This is a genomic window from Sphingomonas sp. URHD0057 (assembly GCF_000620665.1).
Taxonomy (GTDB): domain Bacteria; phylum Pseudomonadota; class Alphaproteobacteria; order Sphingomonadales; family Sphingomonadaceae; genus Sphingomicrobium.
The window spans coordinates 232,097-255,601 of sequence record NZ_JIAU01000005.1 but is presented as its reverse complement, the minus strand read 5'-3'; the positions used below and the strand labels follow the sequence as shown (position 1 = coordinate 255,601).

Here is a 23,505-nt window from a genome sequence, read left to right as displayed (position 1 = left end):
GCCTAGAGTTTGCCTAGCCTTGCCTTGGAGCTAGGGCCTGACCAGCACCTTGAAGGCCTCGCGATCGTTCATCGCGCGGTAGCCGTCGGGCACGCCGTCGAGGTCGACGGTGCGGTCGAACACCCGGCCAGGCTCGATGCGGCCTTCGAGCACGTCGGGCAGCAGCTCCTCGATATAGGCGCGAGTCGGTGCCGGGCCGCCGCCGACGATGACATTGTCGTAGAACATCTGCTGCGCGCCCTTGATCGCCTCGTAATGCGGGACGCCGACGCGCCCGACCGCGCCGCCAGCGCGGACGATGCCCATCGACGTGTCCATCGCCTGCTCGGTGCCGACGCATTCGAGCACCGACTGAACGCCGAGGCCCTGGGTCAGCTCGCGCACCCGGGTGATCCCGTCCTCGCCACGCTCGCCGACCACGTCGGTCGCACCGAAGTCCCTGGCCAGTGCGATGCGCTGGTCATGCCGGCCCATGATGATGATCTGCTCGGCGCCAAGCCGTTTGGCCGCGATCACTCCGCACAGGCCGACCGCGCCGTCGCCGACCACCGCGACCGTCCCGCCCGGGCGGACGCGGGCGGTTACCGCCGCATGGTGGCCGGTGCCCAGCACGTCCGACAGCGTCAGGAGCGACGGCATCAGCGCGTCGTCCTCCGCGACATCGATCGGGAACAGTGTGCCGTCCGCCATCGGGATCCGCAGTGCCTCGGCCTGCGCTCCGTCGAGCTCGCCGCCGTTGCCGAAAAAGCCGCGATGAATGCAGGCGGACGGCAGCCCCTCCTCGCAGAACAGGCAGGTCCCGTCGGAGTTAACGAAGGGCATGATCACCACTTGGCCGCGCTTGATGCGCTGGACCTCGCCACCGATTTCCTCGACCACGCCGATCGCTTCGTGGCCCATCCGCTGGCCCTCGACGTTGGGGCCGCCGTTGTAGGGCCACAGGTCGCTGCCGCAGATGCAGGCCCGGGTGATGCGGATGACCGCGTCGGTCGGCTCGATAATGGCGGCGTCGGGGATATTCTCGATGCGCACCTCGTGCGCCTTGGGCATGACGGTTGCGCGCATGGCTTATCCTTTTCTGAAGGTCAGGTGAGGTCGGAGGCGCCGTAGCCGGGCGACTTGATGAGCTGATCCCGGCGGCCGACGATGTCCGGCTCGTAAACCTTGCTCTTCCAGTCCCGCGCCGAAACCTCCTCGAACGCCACGGAAACAGACTCGTCGCCATAGTTGAGGATGCTTGTCACGTCGCGGACGATGGCATCCGACAGGCGCTGCTTCTGATCGTCCGACTTTCCGGGCCAGAGCTTCACGATGACGTGCGGCATGATCTCACTCCACCGGCTGCGCCGCCAGATACTGCTCGTCGGTTACCTTCTCCATCCAGGTGACGTTCGTGCCGTCTTTCGCCTCCTGGATCGCGATATGGGTCATTCCCTGATGCGGGGTCGCCCCATGCCAGTGCTTGTGCTCGGGCGGGCACCACAGGATATCGCCGGCGTAGAATTCCAGAACCGGGCCATCTTCGACCTGGGTCCAGCCGACGCCTTCGGTGACGATCAGCGTCTGGCCGAGCGGGTGCGTGTGCCATGCGGTGCGCGCGCCCGGCTCGAAATGGACGATTGCGCCGGTGACGTGCGACGGCGCCGCGCGCTGGAACTGGCCCGTGATCGTCGCCCTGCCGGTGAAATATTCGGCCGGGCCATCGACCGTCTTCAATTCCGATTTGCGTGAAATTTCCATTTGCTGTGCTCCTATCGGGGACTGCGCCCGCTGTGCTGTCGAAGGGGATGCGGCGACCAAGCAAGCGCATGCGAAGGCCGCTGCGCCTCGAAGAAATTTCGCCGGCATGACGCCCATTTAAGGGCTGCGCTTAGCCGCGATTAGACGCTATAATGCGCATGAATCTGTAAGTAAGGCTTCACAATCGCACGCCCGCCCATCGCCGAAATCGCTGCTTTCCTCGCCGTTGCTCGCGAACGCAGCTTCACCCGCGCCGCCGCACAGCTCGGCGTGTCCCCATCGGCGCTGAGCCAGACCATGCGCGCGCTCGAGGAGCGGCTCGGCGTGCGCCTGCTGACGCGGACGACGCGCAGCGTCGCCCCCACCGAGGCGGGGGAGCGGCTGGTGGCGACGGTCGGCTCCCACGTCGAGGAAATCGAAGCCGGCCTCGCTGCGTTGTCCGAGCTCCGCGACAAACCGGCTGGGACGATCCGCATCACAACGGTCGACCATGCCGCCGAAACGGTGCTGTGGCCCAAGCTCGCCGACTTCCTCACCGAATATCCCGACATCAACGTCGAGCTCGTCATCGACAACACGCTACGCGACATCGTCAGCGAGCGCTTCGACGCCGGCATCCGCATGGGTGAGCGGGTCGCGCGCGACATGATCGCGGTCAAGGTCGGCCCGGACATCCGCCTGGTGGCCGTCGCCACGCCCGCCTATTTCGCGCCGCGGAGCAAGCCGCAGACCCCGCAGGACCTCGCCCACCATTCCTGCATCAACCTGCGCCTGGCGACCCTTGGCGGAGTCTATGCCTGGGAGTTCCAGAAAGGCTCGCGTGAGATCAACGTGCGGGTCGACGGGCAACTGACCGTCAACGACATTGCCGTCATCCGGAAGGCGGCGCTGAGCGGCCTCGGGATCGCCTTCATTCCCGAAGATGTCGTCCAGGCGGACGTGGCGGCGGGACATCTGGTGCGGGTGCTCGACGATTGGAGCCCGCCCTTCCCCGGCTATTACCTCTATTACCCAAGCCGGCGCCAGCAATCGCCGGCGTTCGCGCTGCTGGTCGAGGCGCTGCGCCACCGCGGCTGAACGGTCACCGAAGTAAGGGAGCTTGTCCGCCGCGCGCGAAGAGGCTTAATTTCGGCGCAGCAGGGGGTGGTTTCATGACACGGATCAGTTTGTCGGTTGCAGCGGTGGGGGGGGCCGCGTTTGGTGGGACGCTTTATGCAGCGTCGGCTAAGGCGCCCGCGAAGGACCCGCCGCCGATTGCCAATTACTGGATGGACGTCGCGACGGCGAGCGGCATGGGCGGCGGAATGGCGCCGGGCGGGCGGCCGGACATGGGCCAGATCATGCAGATGATGCAGGGCGGCGGAGCGAGCGTCGCCCACACGCTCGACCTCCGGCTCGCGTCGCGGACCAGGCCCGCGGGCGCAGGCGAGGCGGACCATTTCATTCCCGCCGTGCTGCAGATGGGACCGAGCCTGCCGCTCATTACGCCCGTGCGGGAACCGCCGGCGACGTCCGGGATGCCGTGGCAGCAGCCCAAGGGCCGGATGCTGATCTACTGGGGCTGCGGCGAGCATGTCTCGGCGGGCCAGCCGACGGTCGTCGATTTCTCCAAGCTCGCGGCGGGCCAGGCGCCGCCGGGCGTCGCCGCGATGGCGGCCATGGCGCATGCCGTGAGCGGGCCGAGCGGAGCGCCGGGGTTCGGACGCTGGCCCAACGACCGCGACCACCGCGCCGTCCCCGCGGGCGGCTCCTTGCTCGGCGCGCACAGCGTCAAGGGCAATTACTCGCCGGAGATCGGGTTCAGCCTCGGCAACGGGCAGGATTTTATGCCGGGGCTGGGGCTGCGCGAGGCGGGGCCGCTGCCGTCGGGCGCGAGCCAGCTGACGTGGCAGCCGGCCGCTATGGCGACCGGCTATGCGCTGGCGATGTTCGGGGCCAACCCCAATAACGATTTCGTGATGTGGAGCTCCTCGAAGAGCGCGACGATGCCGGCACTCGACTATCTCGCGCCGTCCGAAGTCAGGCGGCTGGTCGCGGCGGGATCGGTGCTGTCGCCCGGCACCAGCCAGTGCGTTCTCCCGGCCGAGGTCGCCGCCGCCGTTCCGGCGGGGATGGTGACGATGATCGGCTACGGCCCCGAAGCGAATTTCGCCGAGATGCCCAAGGCGCCCAAGTGGGTCGCCAAGGTGCGCTACAAGACGACGGCGTCGGTGATGCATGGAATGGGCGGGATGATGGACGGGATGGGCGCCGCCGAAGCCGACCAGCAGCAGCAGGACGCGCAGCAACCGCCGGTCAAGAAAAAGAAGAGAGGCCTGGGGCTCGGCGACCTCATCGGAGCCGTGCCTCACTGAGCTGAAGCGGGCGCTCGCTCGGTTGAACAGGATTCCGGCTCGCGCGTTGGGGATGCGCGGGGTGGGATGGAGTTCGGCATGGTCCTTCCGCTGTTGCTGTTATCCGCCGCCGCGGCCGCTCAGTCAGTGACCGAGCCGACGCCAGCGAGCATCAGCACCGCGCCGGCGGCGGCGCAGCTGTTCGAGCGCGATTGGGTGCTGATGAACTGGGCGCTGAAATTCTACGACCGCGACCGCGACATATTGCTCGAACCCAGCGAGGCGCAGGCAGCGGCAATCGAGTTCCGCAGGATCGCCGATGGCGACGGCGACGGGCGAGTCACGCCGCACGAATATCGCCAGGCGCGCGAGTTCATCCTGGCGAGATACTGAGCACAAAAGTAGAGGAGCAGAGGCGGGCGAGCCCCTGCTCCTCAAGGGAAGGTTTTGTGACCCAGAGCTTGTAGGCCGGCCGCGCCCGCAGGCGAAGATATCGAAGGAGAGCTTACCCAAAGATAGGATTGGCCATGACGGCTGTCCGCCGGGCGCCCGATCCTGTATCCACGGCGCGTGGGGCGGGGGTTCCGACATCCTTCGGCGCGGATCATCGCGCTCGGGCGGCTATTCCTGGCCGCGCTGTTCCTGCTCGCGATCCTCGTCGACGCCAGCCAACCAACCAAGGCGCCGACGATCACCTACGCCGCACTTGGCGGCTATGCCGCGTTCGCCGCCGTGCTGGTGGCGCTGACGTGGAACGACTGGTGGCTCGACGCCAAGCTGGCCGGCCCGGCGCATGCGCTCGACATCTTCATGTTCGTCGTGCTGGTGTTCGTCACTGAAGGGCACACCAGCCCGTTCCTGGTCTTCGTCGTGTTTCTGCTGCTGTCTGCGGCGATCCGTTGGGGCTGGCGAGCGACAGCACTGACCTCGGCGCTGCTGACTTTGTTGTTCCTCGGCACCGGGCTGTTCGTCGCCAACCTCGACAGCGACAACGACGCTCCGCTGTTCGTGGCGCGAAGCGCGCAGCTGGTCATCGTGTCGCTGATCCTGATCTGGTTCGGGGCCAATCAATGGCGGGCGCGCTTCGCCGTCGACAACCGTGAACTTCTCGCCGAGCCGTCGCTCGACAAGTCTCCGCTGGAGACGGCGCTGCGGGCGGCAATGAGCGATGTCGGCGCGCGCGCAGGGGCGATCGTGTGGCGCGACCACGGCCTCAAAGGAGCGCGGGCGATCGTGATCCGCGAGGGCGAGCGCACGGACGTCAAGGTCGCACGTCCGTTGCTCGACGGGCGGGCGGCGACGCCGGTCCTGTACGACGTCGCCAAGGGACACGCGCTGGTCCGCGACGCCGAGCGCAACCTCCGCGCGGTCGATCCCGTCGCTGCCATCGGCGAGGAAACGGCGGCGGCGGTGGACCCGGTGGCGGGGCTCGCGCTGCCGCTCCATATGGACAAAGGCGACGGCGTCATGTTCCTCGAGCAGGTGCCCAATCTGTCGACCGACCATATCGACCTTGGCGAGCAGATCGCCTCCGAAGCTTCCGCGCACATCCAGCGCCACGCCTTGCTCAAGGCGGCGGAGGACAGCGCCGAAGCAAGGTCGCGGCTGGTCCTCGCGCGCGACCTCCACGACAGCGTCGTCCAGTTCCTCGCCGGCGCCGCTTTCCGGATCGAGGCGATGAAGCGCTCAGAAGGGTTTGGGCGGCCGCTCGAGCCCGAGCTCAACGAGCTCAAGCAATTGATGATGCAGGAGCAGAACGAGCTCAGGTCGTTCATCACCGCGCTGCGCAGCGGCCCCGAAGTCACGCTCCGCGACCTGTCCCGCGACCTCGGCGCGCTCACCGAGCGCCTGTCGAGGCAATGGGCGATCGACTGCACCTTCGCCGGTGCCGAGAGCGACCTCGCGATCCCGTCGCGGCTGCACCTCGACGCGCACCAACTGATCCGCGAAGCCGTCGCCAATGCCGTTCGCCATGCCGGCGCCAAGTCGGTCCGCATCGCGCTCGACGCGAGTGCCGAGGCCCTGCGCATCGATCTCGTCAACGACGGCACCGATTATCCCCGCTTCGGCGAGGTCATGGTGCCGCCGCAAACGCTCCAGGAGCGGGTCGAGCAATCGGGCGGCGCGGTCGAGGTGTCGCGCGGCATGGACGTCACCAAACTGTCGATTTCCCTGCCGGTACGAGGAGGCAATAGCGCGTGAAGATCCTGATTGCCGATGACCATCCGATGATCCGGACCGCGATCGAAGTCCTGCTTCGCGACACCGGCCTGACCATCGTCGGCAGTGCCACGACCGGCGAGGAAGCGATGCGCGCGGTCGAGGAGCTGAAGCCCGACGTCCTGCTGCTCGACGTGCAAATGCCCGAAGGATCGGGGCTCGACGTCCTCCGCACGCTGCGGGCCGAACGCCGCAAGGTGCGCATCATCCTGCTCACCGCGGGCATCGAGGACCCGGCGCTGATGGAAGCGCAGGCGCTGAAGGTCGACGGAATGGTGCTCAAGAACTCGGACCCGGCCTATCTCCTGGAATGCCTCGACGCGGTGCGCGCCGGGCGCAGCTGGCTCGATCCCGAGCTGCGCGAGCGAATAGCGCGGCTGGCCGCAATCACTCCGGTGGAACGGCCCGCCCTCGCGCCGCGTGAGCGCGAGCTGATCAAATGCGTCCGCCAGGGCCTGCGCAATCGCGAGATCGCCAGCGAGCTCGGAGTGACCGAGGGGACGGTCAAGGTCTATCTCCACAACGTGTTCGAGAAGCTCGGGGTCAAGAACCGCACCGAGCTGGCGATCCGCGCCGACGAATTCCTGGCCGGAAGCTATCTCCGGCAGGCGAGGCCATAAGCGCAGCTTATTGGGCTGGATCGGGCATTTGTTAGCGCTCCCGCTTTGGTGAGCGTAGCTGCCCGCGTCGAACCGATCCCACCACAAAGGAGAGAGATGTTGACGCAATCAGGCCAAGGGCTGGCCGATCTTGGCGTGCTTGGAACCGGGAAAATGGGTCCGCGGCTGGCGGCGATGTTCGCGCGCGCCGGGCGCAAGGTGATCCTCGCTTCGCGCGACCCCGACCGCGCCCAGGCAATCGTCGACGAACTCGACATTCCGGGCCTTCGCGCCGGCAGCTACGCCGACGCCTTGTGCACGCCGGCGATCCTTCCCGCGATCTTCATCCGCGACGGCCTGTTCGACCTGCTCGACCGGTCGTGCCGGAAGCTGACCGGCAAGCTGCTGGTCGACATCAGCAATCCCTACAACGCCGACTATAGCGACTTCGTCACGCCATGGGATTCGAGCGGCGCGGAGGAGCTTCAGCGGCGCTTCCCGCAGGCCAAGGTGGTCGGCGCGTTCAAGAACGTCTTCTGGGAGGTCTTTGACCATCCCGAGTTCGGCGAAACGCTGAGCGATGTGCTGATCACCGGCAACAATGAGACCGCCAAGGCGCGGTTCCTCGAGCTCGCGGACGGAACGCCCTTCCGCTATCTCGACGCGGGGCCGCTGATCAACAGCCGGACCGTCGAGCGGCTGACGATGATCACCGGCAACCTCGGGCGCCAGCTCAACTCCTATCCGCGAATGAATTGGCGACTGCTGACCCAGCCGCACCCGGAAGCGATGGGCGCGGTAAGCTAACCCGCCAGCCGCTTGGCGCCGAGGCCGACGACCATCTGGTTGGCGCGATCGTAGGCGAGGGGCTTGCCGAACAGATAGCCCTGGATGGTGTCGCAGCCGAGGTCGCGCATGCGCTCGAAATCCTCGGCGGTTTCGACGCCTTCGGCGGTGACCGACATGCGGAAGCTCTTGGCGAGCTGAACGATCGACTGGATGATCGCGACGTTCTCAGGCCGGGTGCCCGCCTCGCGAACGAAGCTGCCGTCGATCTTGAGCTTGTGGAACACGGCCTTGTTCAAATAGCCGATCGACGAATAGCCGGTACCGAAGTCGTCGAGCGCGATGCCGACGCCGAGCGCGCGCAGGCGCTTGAGAACATCGAGGGTCGAGCCGTTGTCGCCGAGGAACACGCCTTCGGTAACCTCGAGCTCGATCCGGTTGGCCGCGAGCTTGCAGCGGGACAGTGCTTCGCTGACGATGTTGGGGAGCGCGGGAAGGATTTGCTTTGGACTGATGTTGAGGGCGACCGTGATCGGCTCCGGCCAGCTTGCCGCGGCCTTGCACGCCTCCTCGATCACCCACTCGCCGATCACCGGCATGAGCCCGCTTTCCTCGGCGACCGGAATGAAGACGTTGGGCGGGACGAAGCCGCGCTGTGCGTGGTTCCAGCGGATCAGCGCCTCGAAGCCGATCAGCTTCTGGGTCTTGGCGTTGATCAGCGGCTGGAAGGCAAGGTGGAACTGCTTCGAGGCAACCGCCGCGCGAAGGTCGGATTCGAGGCGGACGCGATCTTCCTGCTCCGACTGCAGCTCGGACGAGAAATAGCGGGCGCAGCCGCGGCCGGCATCCTTGGCCTGGTAAAGCGCAAGGTCGGCCTTGAGGATCAGATCATCGACGGTGGCCCCATCGATCGGGCCGAAGGCAGCGCCGATCGAGACGCCGATGCGGATCTCGGTCTGGTCGATCAGGTAGGATTCCTTGATCGAGTTGATGATCCGCTCGGCAAGCATCTCGACCTGCTTGCGGCTCTGGGCGTCGGTGATGACGATGGCGAATTCGTCGCCGCCCATGCGGCCGACATGGCCGTCGGGCCCGACTTCGTCGACGAGACGCTTGGCGACGGCGCGAAGCACGGCATCGCCTTTCGGGTGCCCGAAGGTATCGTTGACCGGCTTGAAGCCGTCGAGGTCGAGGAACATGATCGCGCAGGGAACACTCGAGGTGGTCGCTCCGCGGAGCGCTTCGCCGAGCAACTGGCGGACGCGGCCGCGATTGGGCAGGCCCGAGAGCACGTCGACGTTGGCGAGATGGGTCAGGCGTTCCTGCGTCTGGCGAATCTCGGTGATGTCGGAGCCGACCCCGCGAAAACCTTCGAAGCGGCCGGCGGTGTCGATGATCGGGTCGCCGGCGATCGAAATCCAGCGCGAGCCGCGCGGGGTGTCCAGCTCCATCTCGAGCGAGTTGAACGGCTGCCGCTCGAGAAGGACGCGGCCGAGTTCGGCATTGCCCCCAAGCAGCGCAGGAAGCGAATGGCCGAGAAGCTGACCGCCCGGACGCCCGAGCAGCGTGCTCATGCGCGAGCTGATGTAGGTGACACGGTTTTCGCCGTCGACGGCCCACAGCCAGCCGACACCGCGCTGCTCATATTCCTGGAGCAGCAGGCTGGCGCTTTCGCTCTGGCTGCCGACGTCGGCGTTGGTCTTGAGCTGGTGGAACGCCCAGCGGGCGACGGCCAGGACACCGAAGATGGCGACGCCGAGAGTGAAGATGATCGACAGCATATGCTGGAACGGCACGCTGTTGCGGCCGATCAGCAGGGCGCCGCCGACCCCGGCCGTGAACGCGATCATCCACGCCGTGACACAGGGCGGAACCACGACCAGGCCCAGCGCACCGATGCCGAGGCCGGCCATGATCGAGGCCGCAATCACCTGTTGGCTCGGATCGAGCGACGGGAAAAGGTAGAGCGGAAGGCTGAGCCAGACCACCGCGCGAACGGCGACTTCCCCGACCATCAGCCAGTTTGGGACGCGATGGCCGGACCGGCCGACGTGGGTGATCGATTGAGTGCGCGCAAGATGCATCGCGCCAAGGTTGACCGCGCCGACGGCGACCGCCCAGGGCAAGAGCCAGGTGGCTTCCTTGAAGCCCCACAGGCTGGCGACCATCATCAATGCGGCGATGATATTGGCGGCGGCGAAGAATGGCGCGAGCTGGGCCCGCGAAATCAGCTGAACGTCGCGCAACGGCGAGCTTTCGCCCTCGGGCGCGCGCGACGCCAGCCCGGCCGACTCCCCTCCCGGAAGCCTGGCCGAAATCAAGCGCTTATACCTGTCAGGAGCCTTGTACATCCACCCGCCGTGTCACGTGTCCGTGCGGCGGGATAACCAAAGAGCGTTTAAGGCCGGTTAAGGGCGCCTATTTCCTCCTGCGCTGGAAGAAATTCAGAGCTTCAGCTTGTCGAGATCGCGGGTCACCAGCGGGTGGTAGAGCGGCCGCGCCTCGGCGTAGATCCGTTTGGCGATCGGCTTGCCCCAGGATTCGTCCTCCGCGAGCGCCCGGATCAGCGGCTTCACGAACTTGCCGCGACCCTGCGAGGTCAGGAATCGCTCGAGCGAGGCGAGAGCCGGATCGTAGCGGTTCGAAACCGCGAGATCGAGCCAGGCGAAGCGAATCTCCATGTTGGAGGCGCCGTTAAGATCATAGGCCGACTCTAGTGCATCGAGGCGGCTCTCGGGCAGCTTTCGCGGCAAGCGATTGAGGAAACGCAGTCGTTCTTCGGTATTCCAATCCGCCCAGGCCGACGGCGCCGCGCCGCGCAAGGCAAAGGCCGTCGTCGCCCTGTCTTGTTCGGCGAAGGTGTTCGCGGGCGGACGAACCAGGTTCGGTGGAACACCCGGCCGATAGACCCAGCGGTCGAGCATCAGCTTGCTCTCCAGCGCCTTGTCGCCCTTGATGAGATTCTGGCGGATATCGGCGAGGAACATTGCCGACGTCACCGGCTGAAAGGCATGGCGGTCGAACCAGCCCTTGAGCCAGGCGTCGAACCGGTCACGGCCGACGTTGGCTTCGATGGTGCGGAGGAATTCGGCGCCCTTTTCGTAGGCGATGTCGCTGGTGCCATCGTCGGGGTGGCGGCCCTTGAGGTCGAGGTGAAGCCGGGTGTCGGCGCCGCCCGGGCCGCCATTTTCCGCGACCGCCTTGTTCATGGCGTCAATGCTGAGCGCGGCGTGCTCCGCTGCCGCCTTCTTGCCGTAGAGCTCTTCGATGATGCGCCCCTCGGCGTAGGTGGTCATGCCTTCGTTGAGCCAGAAATCGTTCCACACCGCGTTGGTCGCGAGATTGCCCGACCAGCTGTGGGCAAGCTCGTGCGCGACGAGACTGACGAGGCTCTTGTCGCCGGCGATGAAGGTCGGCGTTAGGAAGGTCAGGGTCGGGTTCTCCATTCCCCCCAGCGGATAGGAGGGCGGAAGGACGATCACGTCATAGCGGCCCCAGCGGTAGGGGCCGTAGAGCTTCTCCGCCGCGGCGACCATTTTCTCGGTGTCGGAAAGCTCGCGCGCGGCAGCGTCGATAGTCGGCGGCTCGGCCCAGACGCCGGTGCGCGGGCCCAAGGGCTTGAACGCGAGGTCGCCGACGGCGATCGCGATCATGTAGGACGCGACGCTGTGATCCATGCGGAAGTTGAACACGCTTTCGCCCCCCTGGGTGAGCGGCTGCTCGATCCGCGGCGCGCTCATCACCGCGGTCACGCCGGCAGGCACGTGAATCGTCGCTTCCCAGGTCTGGCGGACGGCCGGCGAATCCTGGGTCGGAATCCAGCTGCGGTTTTCGATCGATTCGCCCTGGCTGAACAGGAACGGCGCCTTCTTCCCGGCGGTTTGCTGGGGCGTCAGCCATAATAGCGCTGGGGCATCGGGCGCGCTCTTGTAGGTGATGAGGATGCGCCTGGTGTCCGGCTGAAGCGCGATGATCAAAGGCGCGCCGAGGTTGACGTCCTTGGCGGCGACCTTGAACGCCAGCGGATGCTTGCCGGCGTCGGTGACGCTCTCGATTTCAAGCCCATTGTCGTCGAGCACGATTTCCTTCGCGTCGGGCTTGCGATCGACGTCGAGCGCCGCCGTGCCGGCGATGCGCCTGGTGTCGAAATCGACGGTGAGGTCGAGCGCGACGTGGGTCACGCGGGCCTCGAGCGGCCGGGCGTAGCTGTGCGTGTCGATGGCGTCGGGCGTGGCGAGGATCGGAGCGATCGCCGCCTCGGCAGCTTGCGGCTGCGCCTGATTCGCTTGATCGCTCGCACGGCAGCCACCGAGCAGGAAAACGCCGGCGAGTGCGAAGCGGGCAAGACTATGCATCGAAATTGGTCCTCCAGGCGGTCCGATCGTCCAACGCCGGATCGGCGCCTCGGTGCCCGCTAGAGCGAGGATCGTCCAATCGGCAAGCCTTGCGGCTCGCAAAGAAGCGGGTCGCCTTCTATATCCCCCGATGATGGCGACCGACAGCGCGACCTTCGACCGGCGAGCCGCCACGTCCCGGCGCACGACCGATCCGCCCGCGATTCAATCGCCCGCGGCGCCGATCGCCCGCGGGATCGGTCTCGACCGGCCGTTCTTCGACGACAAGAACCGCGCGTTCTGGATCCTCCAGTCGGTCGGCTGGAGCGGCTATTTCTTCCTTCGCTCGCTGTCCGGCTTTGCCAATTCAATGGGCTGGATGTGGCTGATCCACACCCTGCTTCTGACCGCCACCGGCTACTCGCTCACCTTGCTGCTGGCGTCGCTGTTCCGCCGGTTGATCAGGATGCGGCCGCTGTGGACGATGGTCCTGTCGCTCGCGGTCGTTGGCATCGCCTCGATGGCCTTTTCGGTGATCGAGACGTGGAGCTACGCGACCTTCCTGAAGCCGGACGCAAAGCCGGAGGGAGTCGAGTATCTCGGCGCCATCCTGCTCAATTTTTCGCTGCTCGCGGCGTGGGCCGCGCTCTACTACGGGATCAATTACTTCCTGCTGCTGGAAGCCGAGATCCGGCAGCGCGAGCAGCTCGAAGGCCAGGCCTCGACCGCGCAGCTGGCGATGCTTCGCTACCAGCTCAACCCGCACTTCCTGTTCAACACGCTGAACTCGATCTCGACGCTGGTGCTGCTGAAGCAGACCGAGCGCGCCAATGCGATGCTGGCGCGGCTGTCGTCTTTCCTGCGCTACACTTTGGTCAATGAGCCGGCGGGGAAGGTCACGCTTGCGCAGGAGGTCGAGACCCTGAAGCTCTATCTGGAGATCGAGAAGATGCGGTTCGAGGAGCGGCTGCGACCGCACTTCCGGATCGAGTCGGAGACGATCGGCGCCCGCCTGCCCTCCCTGCTGCTCCAGCCGCTGATCGAGAATGCGATCAAATATGCCGTGACGCCGGCCGAAGGCGGCGCCGATATCTGGCTCACCGCGCGCCGCGAAGGCCAGGCGGTGCGGATCGAAGTCGCCGACAACGGCGACGGGGATGGGGCGGAGCTGGCGGCGAGCCCATCGACCGGCGTCGGTCTGGCGAACATTCGCGACCGCCTGGCGCAGGCCTATGGCGCGGCGCACTCGTTTAAGACCACAAAGAACGAACGCGGGGGGTTCAGCGTTATCATCGAAATTCCATACGAAAGCGGAGACAAGGCCTGATGACCATCCGGACCGTGCTGGTCGACGACGAACCTCTCGCGACCCAAGGCCTCCAGCTCAGGCTGCAGGCGCACGAGGACGTGGACGTGGTGGCGACCGCCGCCAACGGACGCGAGGCGATCCGCCAGATCAAGACCAACAAGCCCGACCTGGTATTCCTCGACATCCAGATGCCGGGGTTCGACGGCTTCTCGGTCATCCAGGGCCTGATGGATGTCGAGCCGCCCCTGTTCGTGTTCGTCACCGCCTACAGCGACCACGCCTTGCGCGCGTTCGACGCGCAGGCAGTGGACTATCTGATGAAGCCGGTCGACGAGGACCGGCTGGCCGCGACCCTCGACCGCGTGCGCCAGCGGCTATCCGAAAAGCGCAGCGCCGAGGAGGCTGGGCGGTTGAAGGAAGCGCTGGTCGAGCATGCGCCCGAAGCCGCCGAGGAACTGGCCGAGGCATCGCCGGAAGGCCCCGCGCAATCGCGCTTTGAAAAGATGATCAACATCAAGGACCAGGGCCAGATATTCAGGGTAGACGTCGACACCATCGAGCGCATCGATGCGGCAGGCGACTACATGTGCATCCAGACCGGCGACAACACTTTGATCCTCAGGGAAACCATGAAGGATCTGGAGAAACGCCTCGACCCGCGCCGTTTCCAGCGCGTCCACCGTTCGACCATCGTCAATCTCGACCTGGTGCGCCAGGTGAAGCCGCACACCAACGGCGAATGCTTTCTCGTGCTCGATTCGGGAGCCCAAGTGAAAGTTTCGCGTTCGTATCGAGATGTCGTCGCCAGATTCGTCCACTGAGGTCCAGCCTCGGGTGAGCGGGGAAGCTCCGCTCCACGGCTATCGCATCCTCGTCGTCGAGGATTCGCCGGTGGTCGGACCGTTCACCGCGGAATTGCTCAGCGACCTCGGCTGCACGGTGATCGGGCCGGCGCCGAACATGGCCGCGGCGCGCGAGTTGCTCGATGGCGATGCCGAGATCGACGCGGCGATGATGGATGTGCACATCCGCGGCGAACGCGTCTTCCCCCTGTGCGACGCGCTCGATGCGAAAGGCGTGCCGTTCGTGCTGACCAGCGGCTACGCGGACTGGCAAATGCCCGACAAATGGGAGGATCGGCCGCGGTTGGCGAAGCCCTACACGATCGACCAGGTCGAGAAGGCGCTGGCGGCGCTGCTGGATTCTGCGAATACGGCCTAGCCGGCGGCCGGCAACCGAACGGTGACGCTGGTCCCGACCCCGACAATGCTCTTGATCTCGAGCGTGCCTTTGTGGCGCTCGACGATGTGCTTGACGATCGCGAGGCCAAGCCCGGTCCCGCCCGACTCGCGGCTGCGGGCCGCGTCGACGCGATAGAAGCGCTCGGTCACCCGCGTCAGGTGCTCGCGCGGGATGCCCGGCCCCTGATCGGAGACGGTCAGGGCCACCCATCGTCCATCCCGCTTCGCCGACACCTCGATCTTCGCGGCGGGCCCCTCGCAGCCGTAGCGCACGGCATTGCTAATCAGATTGTCGAGCACCTGGACGAGCTGAGCGCGGTCGCCGCGAACCGGGGGCAAATCCTGGCGAGCGTCGACGAGGAACTCGCAGCGAGCGATCCGCAGGCTGGCCGCATTCGCAACCGCAGTGCCAATGACCTGGTCGATGGAAACGCTGTCGTTCGGCGCGAGAAAGCGGTCGGCCTCGATACGCGACAGGCTCATCAAATCTTCGATGATGCGCAACATCCGGCGCGCCTCGTCACGGATCGTGCGCCCGAAATTCGCGCGGAGATCGGCGGGTAGATCATTCTCTTCCGCCAGCGTCTCGGCATAGCCGAGCACGGTCGACAACGGGGTGCGCAGCTCGTGGCTGGCGTTGGCGACGAAGTCGACCCGCATCTTCTCCGCCGAAACGGCGTCCGATCGATCGACCATTCGAACCAGGACCGACGTCGGGCCGAGCCGGCGGATGTGAAGCCGCCACGATCGCCCGGGATCGACGATGCCGGTGACGTCGATGTCGCCCGAACGGTGCCCGAGGATATGCTCGAGCGCTTGCGGATGCCGGATTGCCAGCCTGAGATCGCGGCCCTCGATCGACTTGCCGAGCAGCCCCAGCGCGGGCGGATTGGCGAGCCGCACGATGGCTCCCTCGACGATGAGCGCCGGTTCGTCGATCGCGTCGACGAGTGCGCGTTCGCTGAGGCTAAACGGAGGCATCGCAGGCTGTGTAGCCGATTGGTCGTCTGGAGCCACGCCTGGAGCCAGAGAGGCCCCCTCGCAGCGAGGACGAGGGGGCCGCCTTTCGAGCCGAAGGGGAGAGAGGGACCGAAAGGCTATTTCAGGCTTCACTCACTAGAAATCGATCTGCGCGCGCATCGAGAGCACGTCGCTGTCGAACTCGCGCTTGTTGGCCGGATCGGTGAGGTCGTCGCTGAGCGCGTTGCGCGGGCCGCCGGTCACGTTGATGTGCGAATATTGGGCCATGAGGCGGACATAATCCGTCGGGTTCCAGATGCCGCTCAGCTGATAGGCGATCTGTTTGCCGCCGTTCACGTAGAAGGGCGCGGTCAGCAAGGCGGAGCTGCTGTCGACGTCGTCGCTGAGGTTCACATAGTCGACGCGGCCGTTGATCTGAAACGCGCCCCAGCCGCCATCATTAAACGGATGGAGGACCTTCACGCGGCCGAAGCTGCCGCCCTTGTAGGCGCGGGTTTCGCCGGTGAGGTAGAAGCCGGCTTCGACATAGCCGCCCCAGAAGCTGGGATTGCTGTTGAGCGCGGTGCCATTCGGCGTAGTGTTGGTTCCCTGATCGAGCAGAATGGCGGCCTGCTCCGCCGGCGTGTAGGTTCCGCGCACCCACACTTTTTGCGCTTCCCCGGCGACGTGGAAGCTCTTCATGATCGCCGCGACCTCGAGCCCGGCGACGTCGTCGCCCTTGGCCGAGAGGGCGCCGGTGGCTGCGAAACGCTGGTCGGTCAGCTGCGTCATCGGCCGGACCTGATAGTTCCGGCTCTGCGCTTCACGCTTGTTCTCGCGGTGCTCGAAGTTCGCGCCGAGGTGCAGGCGAATGTTGCCAAGCGTCGGGGAGAAAACGCCGCGGACCGCCGCGTCCCAGCCCGTGCGGTTGAGGTCGGTGTTATTCATTTCCTCGCTGAAGATACCGGCCTGGAATGTCCATTTGTCCGTGGCCTTGTCGGTAGCGGTCAACGCGGCGCCGATGCGGCGATTGTGGCTGAAGGCGTCGGTTATGCCGGCGCGCTCCATGAACGATGTATACTTGGAGCTGGTCATCGTCTCGAGGCTGGCGAACGGATAGAAGTATCCGACCTGGGCCGTCAGCGGCGAGTTCTTGAAGTCATAGGCAATCAGCACGTCCTCGAAGTCGACGCCGGCCTGCGCGAAGTTGAATTCGGCGCTGTAGCGGAAGCCACCGGGTAGCGTGCCGTCGGCGCCGAGAGTCAGGCGTCGGGCGCGGGTGTTCCAGCCGAGGTTGCCGAAGTTCAGGCCGGCGACGGTACCGCGGCGTTCGTCGCCGTTGGGGAAGCCGACATAGCCCGCGTCATATTGCAGCAGGCCCTTGGGCTTGAAGCTGAAACCGGCTTCCTTGTCATCCCACTGCGGGCCGCCCTTCCACGAGGGCGTGACCTTGGTCATCGAGCTCTTCACCTGCTCGATCGACGCCTGGAGCGCTTCGACCTGCGCCTGCAACAGCTCGATCTTGGCCTGCGCGTCGTCGACGGCCTGCGCATTCGCGATCGCCGCATCAGCGGTTGCATCCGACGGGTCGGGCTCGGTCGAATCGGGGGCCGCCTGAGCCGCCGGATCCTGCGCCAATGCAGGTGTCGAGAAACAAATCGCGCTTCCAGCAAGGAGCGCAGCGACAAACTTCAACTTCATGTTCTTTCCTTCCCCCCTGGGTTCGGCGGAGCCGCGGCGATTCGCTCGCCGCGGTCCCTCTATCCAGATACTCTAGTGATTGACTAGGGTTTATGCGACCAACGCTATTTGAGGCTCGCCAGGTTGAGTGGGGCGAGCGCCCTCGCCGCCTGCTGGCTGCGCGCGCGAATGGTGTTCGGCGCCGAGATCAGGCCGGCTTTGAGAAGGTAGCCGTTCGGGCCGAACGCGCTCTCCTTGGTGAACTCGGCAGCATACGCGCGCACCGCCGGGATTGCGCCGGCGTGGGCATTCTTGATGTAGATATAGAGCGGACGAGCACCGGGATATTTGAAGCTGCTGATGGTCTGATAGCTCGGCCCGACGCCGTTGATCTGCAGACCCTTCACGCGATCGGCGTTCTCTTCGAGATAGGAATAGCCGAAGATGCCAATCGTCCCCGGATTCGCCTCGATCTTCTGGACGATGAGATTGTCGTTCTCGCCGGCTTCGATGTAGCAGCCGTCCTCACGCATTCCGGTGCAAATCGCCTTGTATTTGGTCTCGTCCGCCTTCTTCACGGCGGCCATGCCGGGGTTGCTGTCGCAGCCGGCGGTCATGATCAGCTCGCCCAGCGCGTCGCGCGTGCCGCTGGTCGGCGGGGGCCCGTAAACGCGGATCGGGAGGTTGGGCAGCTTGCCGTTGACGTCGCGCCAGGTCTTGGCGCGGTTCGGCTTGCCGAACGGCGTCTTGGCGAGCGCCAGATAGATGTCGCGGGTGGTGACGTTCTGAAGCGGCGAGCTCTTCGCGGTCGCGAGGCTGATGCCGTCGATGCCGACCTGGATCTCGGTGATCGCGCTGACGCCGTTCTGAGCGCACAGCTTGGCTTCCGAAGCCTTCATCCGGCGCGAGGCATTCTCGACGTCGGGGAAGCGCTCGCCAACGCCGGCGCAGAACAGCTTCATGCCGGCGCCCGTGCCGGTCGATTCGATGATCGGCGTTCCGAGCCGCGGGTTAGCGCGGGCGATTCGCTCGGCTACGATCTTGGCGAACGGATAGACGGTGGACGAGCCGACCGCGCGCATCTGCGAGCGGGCGTCGGCGGTGGTTGAAACAGTAAGCGCCATCACCGCCGTCGCGGCGAGGCCCAGTGGTTTGAAAGCCATTTTAGTACCCCGAAAAAGGACCTCGATTCCGGTCCGCTGAGTCGGAGTGCTAGGCTGGCGCCGCGACGGTTGTTTGACGCCGATGTTTCACTTTTGTGACTGTGGCCGCGTGGCCACTCAGCCGTCGCAATCGAGCGAATAGCCGGCCGAACGGACGGTTCGGATGAGATCGGAACGCCCTTCCGAGTTCAGCGCCTGGCGCAACCGGCGGACATGCACATCGACGGTCCGCGCGTCGATGTCGGGATCGTGCGACCACACCGCATCGAGCAAGCGCTCGCGCGAGAACACCCGGCCGGGATGCTCGAGGAAATGCCGGAGGAGCCGGAACTCGGTCGGGCCCAGGGGAACCTGATGCCCGCTGCGGCGAACGCGGTGCGCGGCAACGTCCATTTCGACGTCCGCATAGGCGAGTTGCTCGCCCGCCAAAGCCGGCCTCACGCGGCGCAAAACCGCCGCGACTCGCGCGACCAGCTCGCGCGGGCTGAACGGCTTGGTCACATAATCGTCGGCGCCGGTCTCGAGCCCGCGGATGCGGTCGCTTTCCTCGCCCCTGGCGGTTAGCATCATGATCGGGACGTTGGCGGTCGTCGCCCGGCGGCGCAGGCGCCGGCAGACTTCGATCCCGCTGATTCCTTCGATCATCCAGTCGAGCAGGACGACGTCCGGCTTGACCTCGTCGACCAGGATCAGCGCCTCTTCGCCATCGCCGGTGCGCGTGACGTCGTAGCCGGCCCGCTCGAAATGGAAGGTGACGAGGTCAGCGAGCGAACGGTCGTCCTCGACCAGCAACAGGCGCTTATTGGCCATCATCACGGCATTGCCGACTTGCCGGGCCGATCCGCCATGTGCTCGCCGGTCGCGGCATAATAGACCATCTCCGCGATGTTCGTCGCATGGTCGCCCACGCGCTCGAGATTCTTGGCGACGAACAACAGATGGGCGGACTGGCCGATATTGTGCGGATTTTCCATCATGTGAGTCAGCAGCGCGCGGAAGATGGAATCGTAGAAATCGTCGACCGCCTGGTCGCGCTCGCAGACCCGGACCGCCGCCGGCGCATCCCGTTCGACGAAGGCGTCGAGGACGTCGTGTACCATCGAGGTCGCGATCCGCGCCATTTCCGGAAGCAGCGACAAGGGCTCGATCTTGCCGGCGGTCTCGAGCATCGGAACGCGCTTGGCGATGTTCTTCGCATAGTCGCCGATCCGCTCGACGACGCCCGAGATCTTCAGCGCGGCGACGACATCGCGAAGGTCGCCGGCCATCGGCGCGCGAAGCGCGATGAGCTGCACCGCCCGGCGCTCGGTCTCGATTTCGAGGAGATCCAGCTTCTTGTCGTCAAGGATGACCTTGCTGGCGCCGTCGACGTCGCGCTGGACGAGACAGCGCATGGCTTCCCCGATCGAATGTTCGGCGAGGCCGCCCATCTCGCTGATCAGCGCGCGCAGCCGTTCGATGTCCTCATCGAACGCCTTGATCGTGTGCCCGCTAGCTTGCTGCTGCATTGGTCCTGCTCCGATCAGCCATAACGGCCGGTAATATAGTCCTGGGTGCGCGATTGGCGCGGGTTGGTGAAGATCTCCGACGTCTTGCCGTATTCGACCAGCTCGCCGAGATGGAAGAAAGCGGTCCGCTGCGAGACGCGCGCCGCCTGCTGCATATTGTGGGTGACGATCGCGATCGCGTAGCGGCCGCGCAGCTCGTGGATCAGCTCCTCGATCTTGGCGGTGGCGATCGGATCGAGCGCCGAGCAGGGCTCGTCCATCAGGATGACCTCGGGATCGACGGCGATCGCGCGAGCGATGCACAAGCGCTGCTGCTGCCCGCCGGACAGCGCGGTGCCGCTTTCCTGCAAGCGGTCCTTGACCTCGTCCCACAGGCCGGCGCGCTTGAGCGAGGTTTCGACGATCCCGTCGAGCTCGGATCGCGAGCTGGACAGGCCGTGGATGCGCGGACCGTAAGCGACATTCTCGAAGATCGACTTCGGGAACGGATTCGGCTTCTGGAAGACCATCCCGACCCGCGCGCGAAGCTGGACGACGTCCATGCTGGAGGTCGTGACGTCGTCGCCATCGAGTTCAATGCAGCCGGTTACCCGCGCGGACGGGATCGTATCGTTCATCCGGTTCAGGCACCGCAGGAAGGTCGACTTGCCGCAACCCGAGGGACCAATGAAGGCAGTGACGAGATCCTCGTAGATCTGGATCGAAACGTCCTTGAGCGCCTGCTTGTCACCGTAGAAGACGCTGACATTGTTGGCGCGCATCTTGGGCTCGCTGCCCGGCGCAACTTCTTCGTCCGATGTGTCCTGAATATTGGACAGCTGCGACAAAGACAGGTTCGGAAGCGGCTTGTCGGGCGCATCGCGAGCAACGTCGCTATCTTTCACGGTACTTGCCTGGTCGTCCATCATCGATGGTCCCTTGCGATTGGCGTCCGCTCCGATGGCCGTCGACGTCGTCGGCACCGGCGTCACGGGCGTGATCGGTTGTTTCTCTTTCATCAGCATCACCAGCGGCGCTCAAAGCGGTTGCGAAGATAGATTGCGAGGCCGTTCATCAACAGCATGAACAGCAACAGGACGATGATCGCCGCGCTCGTCTTCTCGACGAAGCCGCGGTCGACTTCGTCGGACCACAGGAAGATCTGAACCGGGAGAACGGTCGCGGGCGCGGTGAAACCGCTCGGCGGGGCGGCGATGAAGGCGCGCATGCCGATCATCAGCAGCGGCGCGGTCTCGCCCAGCGCACGGGCCATGCCGATGATGGTGCCGGTTAGGATTCCGGGCAGCGCGAGGGGAAGGACGTGGTGGAACACCACCTGCATCTTCGAGGCGCCGACCCCGAGCGCGGCGTCGCGGATCGACGGCGGCACGGTCTTGATCGCGTTGCGCCCGGCGATGACGATGACCGGCATGGTCATCAGCGCAAGGGTCAGCCCGCCGACCAGCGGCGCCGATCGCGGCAGGTTCATGACGTTGAGGAACACCGCGAGGCCAAGCAGGCCGAAAATGATCGAAGGGACCGCGGCGAGGTTATTGATCGAGACCTCGATCGCGTCGGTCCAGCGGTTTCGGGTAGCGAATTCCTCGAGATAGACCGCGGCCAGGACGCCGATCGGAAAGGCCAGACCCATGGTCACCAGGATGGTCAGGAACGTGCCCTTGAGGGCGCCCCACACACCCGCCGACGACGGATCGGTCGAGTCCGACGAGGTCAGGAAGTCGGCGTTGAAAGTCCGCCGCAGCGCGTGACGCGATTGAAGCATGTCGACCAGCTTCTCGTTGGCGGCGTCGCTGTCGCCCTTCGCGGCAACGTCGAGCTTGCTGCCGACCGGAAGCCACAAGGTCGAGGTGCCGCCGAGCATGGCCGGATCGGCGAGGATCGCCTTGGTCAGCCTGGTGATCGCCGCATCGCCGAACATCTCTTCGGCGCCCGGACCGTAGGCCGCGACCGCCGCTTTGGAGATCGCGGTTTCGAGGTCGGCCGAAGCGACCGTCTGAGCGGCGTCTGGGCCGCGCAACGTGGCGGGATCGAGGAACAGATCGCTGCGCGTGAAATCGATCGGGAGCGATGCCTCGTAGTGGCTGAACCCGCCGAGGCCCTTCGAGCCCATGTTGAACAGCAGGAACGCGAGGAACAGAACCGACAGCGCAACGGCGGCAAAGCCGACGCCTCGAAACCAGCGCTCGACAATGTAACGGCGCCGCACGCGCTGGTGCATCGCCACGTCGCTCCAGCGAGAGGGCGCGCGGCTATTCATATTGCTCCTGGAAGCGGCGCACGATGCGCAGCGCGATGAGGTTCAAAAGAAGCGTGATCAGGAACAAGGCTAGGCCAAGCGCGAAGGCGGCCAGAGTCTTGGCGCTGTCGAATTCCTGGTCGCCGGTCAGAAGCTGAACGATCTGTACGGTCACGGTGGTGACGCTGGCGAACGGGTTGGCGGTGAGGTTGGCAGCGAGGCCCGCGGCCATCACCACGATCATCGTCTCGCCGATCGCGCGGCTGACGGCGAGCAGGATGCCGCCCATGACTCCGGGCAGAGCCGCCGGAAGAAGCACCCTGCGAATGGTTTCCGACGTCGTCGCGCCCATCGCCAGGCTGCCGTCGCGCATCGACTGCGGGACCGCGGCGATCGAATCGTCGGCCATTGAGCTGATGAACGGAATGATCATGATCCCCATCACCAGCCCGGCGGCGAGCGCGCTCTCGCTGCTCGCCGATTCGACGCCGAGCCGAAGGCCCAGGTCGCGGACGACGGGAGCGACCGTCAAAGCGGCGAAATAGCCGTAAACGACGGTCGGCACCCCGGCGAGGATCTCGAGGATCGGCTTGAGCCAGGCGCGTACGGTCGGATGCGCATATTGAGTCAAATAGATCGCGGACATCAGGCCAAGCGGGACCGCGACCACCATGGCGATAATCGCGCCGATGAAGAACGTGCCCCACAGCAGCGGGATCGCGCCGAAGGCCCCGGACGAGCCCGCCTGGTCGGCGCGGATCGCGGTCTGCGGGCTCCATTCAAGCCCGAACACGAACGACTGAAGCGGGTAGAGCCGGAAGAAGCGCAGGCTCTCGAACATCAGCGAGAGCAGGATTCCGAGCGTCGTCAGGATCGCGATCAGCGAGGCCGCGAACAGGACGATCATCACCCATCGCTCGACGCCGGCGCGGGCGCGGAACTGAGGCTTGCTGCGGCGAACGGCCAGCGCCGCCGCGGCCAAGGCGACGAGGATCGCCGCAACGCCGCCCATCATCGCATAGCGCTGTTGTTCGGAGCGGATGCGAGGCGCCAGGCTGGAGGACTGCGGGTTGAAGCCCTGCTCGCGCTCGCCGTCGGCGATCTCCTGCGCTTCCGACATGATCGACTCGCGCTGCATATCGAACTGCGGAAGCGCGCGGCCTTCGGGGCTCGCGAGCACGGCCTGGTTCACCATTTGCGACTGGAACGGGGCCCACGCCGCAAGCAGGAGGAGCGCGGGGATGGCAGCCCACAGCGCCGCATAGGCGCCGTGATAGACCGGCAGGGAGTGGAGCCGGCCGGCGGTGCGCAAGCGGCGTCCGCGCGCGAAGCCGACCCAGGCTGCCGCGAACGCGACGACCAGGACGGAAACGAACGCGAGACCGAGGCTCATCCC

General features: G+C 65.8%; 22 protein-coding genes. 9 read left to right on the top strand and 13 right to left on the bottom strand.

Annotated elements, in window-relative coordinates; genetic code table 11:
* Nucleotides 1-30: 30 nt before the first annotated feature.
* The 3 genes from N539_RS0101400 to N539_RS0101390 are packed head-to-tail and all read right to left on the bottom strand — an operon-like array spanning nt 31 to nt 1,740.
* Entirely contained in the window at nt 31-1,065 is a 1,035-nt protein-coding gene (locus N539_RS0101400; protein WP_028968818.1) for a zinc-dependent alcohol dehydrogenase family protein, read from the bottom strand.
* Between the two features lie 20 nt (nt 1,066-1,085).
* Entirely contained in the window at nt 1,086-1,325 is a 240-nt protein-coding gene (locus N539_RS0101395) for a tautomerase family protein (RefSeq protein ID WP_028968817.1), read from the bottom strand.
* A gap of 4 nt (nt 1,326-1,329) precedes the next feature.
* Nucleotides 1,330-1,740, bottom strand: a complete 411-nt coding sequence (locus N539_RS0101390; protein WP_028968816.1) for a (R)-mandelonitrile lyase — start codon at nt 1,738-1,740, stop codon at nt 1,330-1,332.
* 183 nt (nt 1,741-1,923) lie between these two features.
* Between N539_RS0101390 and N539_RS0101385 the strand changes: the two genes are divergently transcribed.
* The 6 genes from N539_RS0101385 (at nt 1,924) to N539_RS0101360 (ending at nt 7,699) form a co-directional block, all read left to right on the top strand.
* Nucleotides 1,924-2,817, top strand: coding sequence for a LysR family transcriptional regulator (locus N539_RS0101385; RefSeq protein ID WP_028968815.1), 894 nt, complete (start codon nt 1,924-1,926; stop codon nt 2,815-2,817).
* 74 nt (nt 2,818-2,891) lie between these two features.
* Nucleotides 2,892-4,094 carry a hypothetical protein gene (locus N539_RS14870; protein WP_051531145.1) on the top strand — a complete coding sequence of 401 codons (1,203 nt, stop codon included), beginning with the start codon at nt 2,892-2,894 and terminating at the stop codon, nt 4,092-4,094.
* Nucleotides 4,095-4,172: 78 nt separating this feature from the next.
* Entirely contained in the window at nt 4,173-4,466 is a 294-nt protein-coding gene (locus N539_RS0101375) for a hypothetical protein (protein WP_156029691.1), read from the top strand.
* Nucleotides 4,467-4,643: 177 nt separating this feature from the next.
* Nucleotides 4,644-6,275 (top strand): histidine kinase, encoded by a 1,632-nt coding sequence (locus N539_RS0101370; protein WP_028968813.1) that lies wholly within the window; start codon nt 4,644-4,646, stop codon nt 6,273-6,275.
* A complete protein-coding gene (locus tag N539_RS14865) occupies nt 6,272-6,913 on the top strand; it encodes a response regulator (protein WP_051531144.1) in 642 nt (213 codons plus the stop codon). Before N539_RS0101370 ends, N539_RS14865 begins: the two co-directional genes overlap by 4 nt.
* Before the next feature lie 96 nt (nt 6,914-7,009).
* Complete coding sequence (locus N539_RS0101360; protein ID WP_028968812.1) at nt 7,010-7,699, top strand: NADPH-dependent F420 reductase; 690 nt, start codon at nt 7,010-7,012, stop codon at nt 7,697-7,699.
* Here the strand turns inward: N539_RS0101360 and N539_RS14860 are convergent.
* Nucleotides 7,696-9,924 (bottom strand): putative bifunctional diguanylate cyclase/phosphodiesterase, encoded by a 2,229-nt coding sequence (locus N539_RS14860; protein ID WP_197018311.1) that lies wholly within the window; start codon nt 9,922-9,924, stop codon nt 7,696-7,698. The two genes, N539_RS0101360 and N539_RS14860, sit on opposite strands and share 4 nt — an antisense overlap.
* A 198-nt stretch (nt 9,925-10,122) precedes the next feature.
* Nucleotides 10,123-12,033: a M1 family metallopeptidase gene (locus tag N539_RS0101350; protein ID WP_037551658.1), complete on the bottom strand. Its 1,911-nt coding sequence runs from the start codon at nt 12,031-12,033 to the stop codon at nt 10,123-10,125.
* Between the two features lie 133 nt (nt 12,034-12,166).
* Between N539_RS0101350 and N539_RS0101345 the strand changes: the two genes are divergently transcribed.
* Genes N539_RS0101345 through N539_RS0101335 form a run of 3 tightly spaced genes read left to right on the top strand, consistent with a single transcriptional unit; the run spans nt 12,167 to nt 14,542 of the window.
* The gene (locus N539_RS0101345) at nt 12,167-13,339 is read left to right on the top strand and encodes a sensor histidine kinase (RefSeq protein WP_081774164.1); all 1,173 of its coding nucleotides are present in this window, start codon (nt 12,167-12,169) and stop codon (nt 13,337-13,339) included.
* A complete protein-coding gene (locus tag N539_RS0101340; protein WP_028968809.1) occupies nt 13,339-14,142 on the top strand; it encodes a LytR/AlgR family response regulator transcription factor in 804 nt (267 codons plus the stop codon). The genes N539_RS0101345 and N539_RS0101340 overlap by 1 nt, the downstream gene beginning before the upstream one ends.
* A gap of 13 nt (nt 14,143-14,155) precedes the next feature.
* Nucleotides 14,156-14,542: a response regulator gene (locus N539_RS0101335; protein ID WP_037551655.1), complete on the top strand. Its 387-nt coding sequence runs from the start codon at nt 14,156-14,158 to the stop codon at nt 14,540-14,542.
* On the opposite strand, the gene N539_RS14855 is transcribed toward N539_RS0101335, so the two are convergent.
* The 8 genes from N539_RS14855 to pstC form a co-directional block, all read right to left on the bottom strand.
* Entirely contained in the window at nt 14,539-15,543 is a 1,005-nt protein-coding gene (locus tag N539_RS14855) for a sensor histidine kinase (protein WP_051531141.1), read from the bottom strand. The genes N539_RS0101335 and N539_RS14855 overlap by 4 nt on opposite strands.
* A 135-nt stretch (nt 15,544-15,678) precedes the next feature.
* Complete coding sequence (locus N539_RS0101325; RefSeq protein WP_081774120.1) at nt 15,679-17,223, bottom strand: OprO/OprP family phosphate-selective porin; 1,545 nt, start codon at nt 17,221-17,223, stop codon at nt 15,679-15,681.
* Nucleotides 17,224-17,327: 104 nt separating this feature from the next.
* A complete protein-coding gene (locus N539_RS0101320; protein ID WP_037551653.1) occupies nt 17,328-18,365 on the bottom strand; it encodes a substrate-binding domain-containing protein in 1,038 nt (345 codons plus the stop codon).
* Between the two features lie 117 nt (nt 18,366-18,482).
* Nucleotides 18,483-19,175 carry a phosphate regulon transcriptional regulator PhoB gene (gene phoB / locus N539_RS0101315; protein ID WP_028968805.1) on the bottom strand — a complete coding sequence of 231 codons (693 nt, stop codon included), beginning with the start codon at nt 19,173-19,175 and terminating at the stop codon, nt 18,483-18,485.
* Nucleotides 19,176-19,177: 2 nt separating this feature from the next.
* A complete protein-coding gene (phoU, locus tag N539_RS0101310) occupies nt 19,178-19,873 on the bottom strand; it encodes a phosphate signaling complex protein PhoU (RefSeq protein ID WP_028968804.1) in 696 nt (231 codons plus the stop codon).
* Nucleotides 19,874-19,887: 14 nt separating this feature from the next.
* Nucleotides 19,888-20,634 carry a phosphate ABC transporter ATP-binding protein PstB gene (gene pstB / locus N539_RS0101305; protein WP_051531290.1) on the bottom strand — a complete coding sequence of 249 codons (747 nt, stop codon included), beginning with the start codon at nt 20,632-20,634 and terminating at the stop codon, nt 19,888-19,890.
* A 242-nt stretch (nt 20,635-20,876) separates the two neighbouring features.
* On the bottom strand, nt 20,877-22,130 hold the full coding sequence (pstA, locus tag N539_RS0101300) for a phosphate ABC transporter permease PstA (protein WP_028968802.1): 1,254 nt from the start codon (nt 22,128-22,130) through the stop codon (nt 20,877-20,879).
* Nucleotides 22,123-23,502: a phosphate ABC transporter permease subunit PstC gene (gene pstC / locus N539_RS0101295; protein ID WP_051531139.1), complete on the bottom strand. Its 1,380-nt coding sequence runs from the start codon at nt 23,500-23,502 to the stop codon at nt 22,123-22,125. The genes pstA and pstC overlap by 8 nt, the downstream gene beginning before the upstream one ends.
* Nucleotides 23,503-23,505: the final 3 nt, after the last annotated feature.

Excerpts from the sequence above, each read along its gene's own strand:
- N539_RS0101400 (WP_028968818.1), bottom strand. The coding sequence starts at position 1,065 with ATGCGCGCAACCGTCATGCCCAAGGCGCACGAGGTGCGCATCGAGAAT.
- N539_RS0101395 (WP_028968817.1), bottom strand. The coding sequence starts at position 1,325 with ATGCCGCACGTCATCGTGAAGCTCTGGCCCGGAAAGTCGGACGATCAG.
- N539_RS0101390 (WP_028968816.1), bottom strand. The coding sequence starts at position 1,740 with ATGGAAATTTCACGCAAATCGGAATTGAAGACGGTCGATGGCCCGGCC.
- N539_RS14870 (WP_051531145.1), top strand. The coding sequence starts at position 2,892 with ATGACACGGATCAGTTTGTCGGTTGCAGCGGTGGGGGGGGCCGCGTTT.
- N539_RS0101375 (WP_156029691.1), top strand. The coding sequence starts at position 4,173 with ATGGTCCTTCCGCTGTTGCTGTTATCCGCCGCCGCGGCCGCTCAGTCA.
- N539_RS0101360 (WP_028968812.1), top strand. The coding sequence starts at position 7,010 with ATGTTGACGCAATCAGGCCAAGGGCTGGCCGATCTTGGCGTGCTTGGA.
- N539_RS0101350 (WP_037551658.1), bottom strand. The coding sequence starts at position 12,033 with ATGCATAGTCTTGCCCGCTTCGCACTCGCCGGCGTTTTCCTGCTCGGT.
- N539_RS0101345 (WP_081774164.1), top strand. The coding sequence starts at position 12,167 with ATGGCGACCGACAGCGCGACCTTCGACCGGCGAGCCGCCACGTCCCGG.
- N539_RS0101340 (WP_028968809.1), top strand. The coding sequence starts at position 13,339 with ATGACCATCCGGACCGTGCTGGTCGACGACGAACCTCTCGCGACCCAA.
- N539_RS14855 (WP_051531141.1), bottom strand. The coding sequence starts at position 15,543 with ATGCCTCCGTTTAGCCTCAGCGAACGCGCACTCGTCGACGCGATCGAC.
- N539_RS0101325 (WP_081774120.1), bottom strand. The coding sequence starts at position 17,223 with ATGAAGTTGAAGTTTGTCGCTGCGCTCCTTGCTGGAAGCGCGATTTGT.
- N539_RS0101320 (WP_037551653.1), bottom strand. The coding sequence starts at position 18,365 with ATGGCTTTCAAACCACTGGGCCTCGCCGCGACGGCGGTGATGGCGCTT.
- phoB (WP_028968805.1), bottom strand. The coding sequence starts at position 19,175 with ATGGCCAATAAGCGCCTGTTGCTGGTCGAGGACGACCGTTCGCTCGCT.
- phoU (WP_028968804.1), bottom strand. The coding sequence starts at position 19,873 with ATGCAGCAGCAAGCTAGCGGGCACACGATCAAGGCGTTCGATGAGGAC.
- pstB (WP_051531290.1), bottom strand. The coding sequence starts at position 20,634 with ATGCGCGCCAACAATGTCAGCGTCTTCTACGGTGACAAGCAGGCGCTC.
- pstA (WP_028968802.1), bottom strand. The coding sequence starts at position 22,130 with ATGAATAGCCGCGCGCCCTCTCGCTGGAGCGACGTGGCGATGCACCAG.
- pstC (WP_051531139.1), bottom strand. The coding sequence starts at position 23,502 with ATGAGCCTCGGTCTCGCGTTCGTTTCCGTCCTGGTCGTCGCGTTCGCG.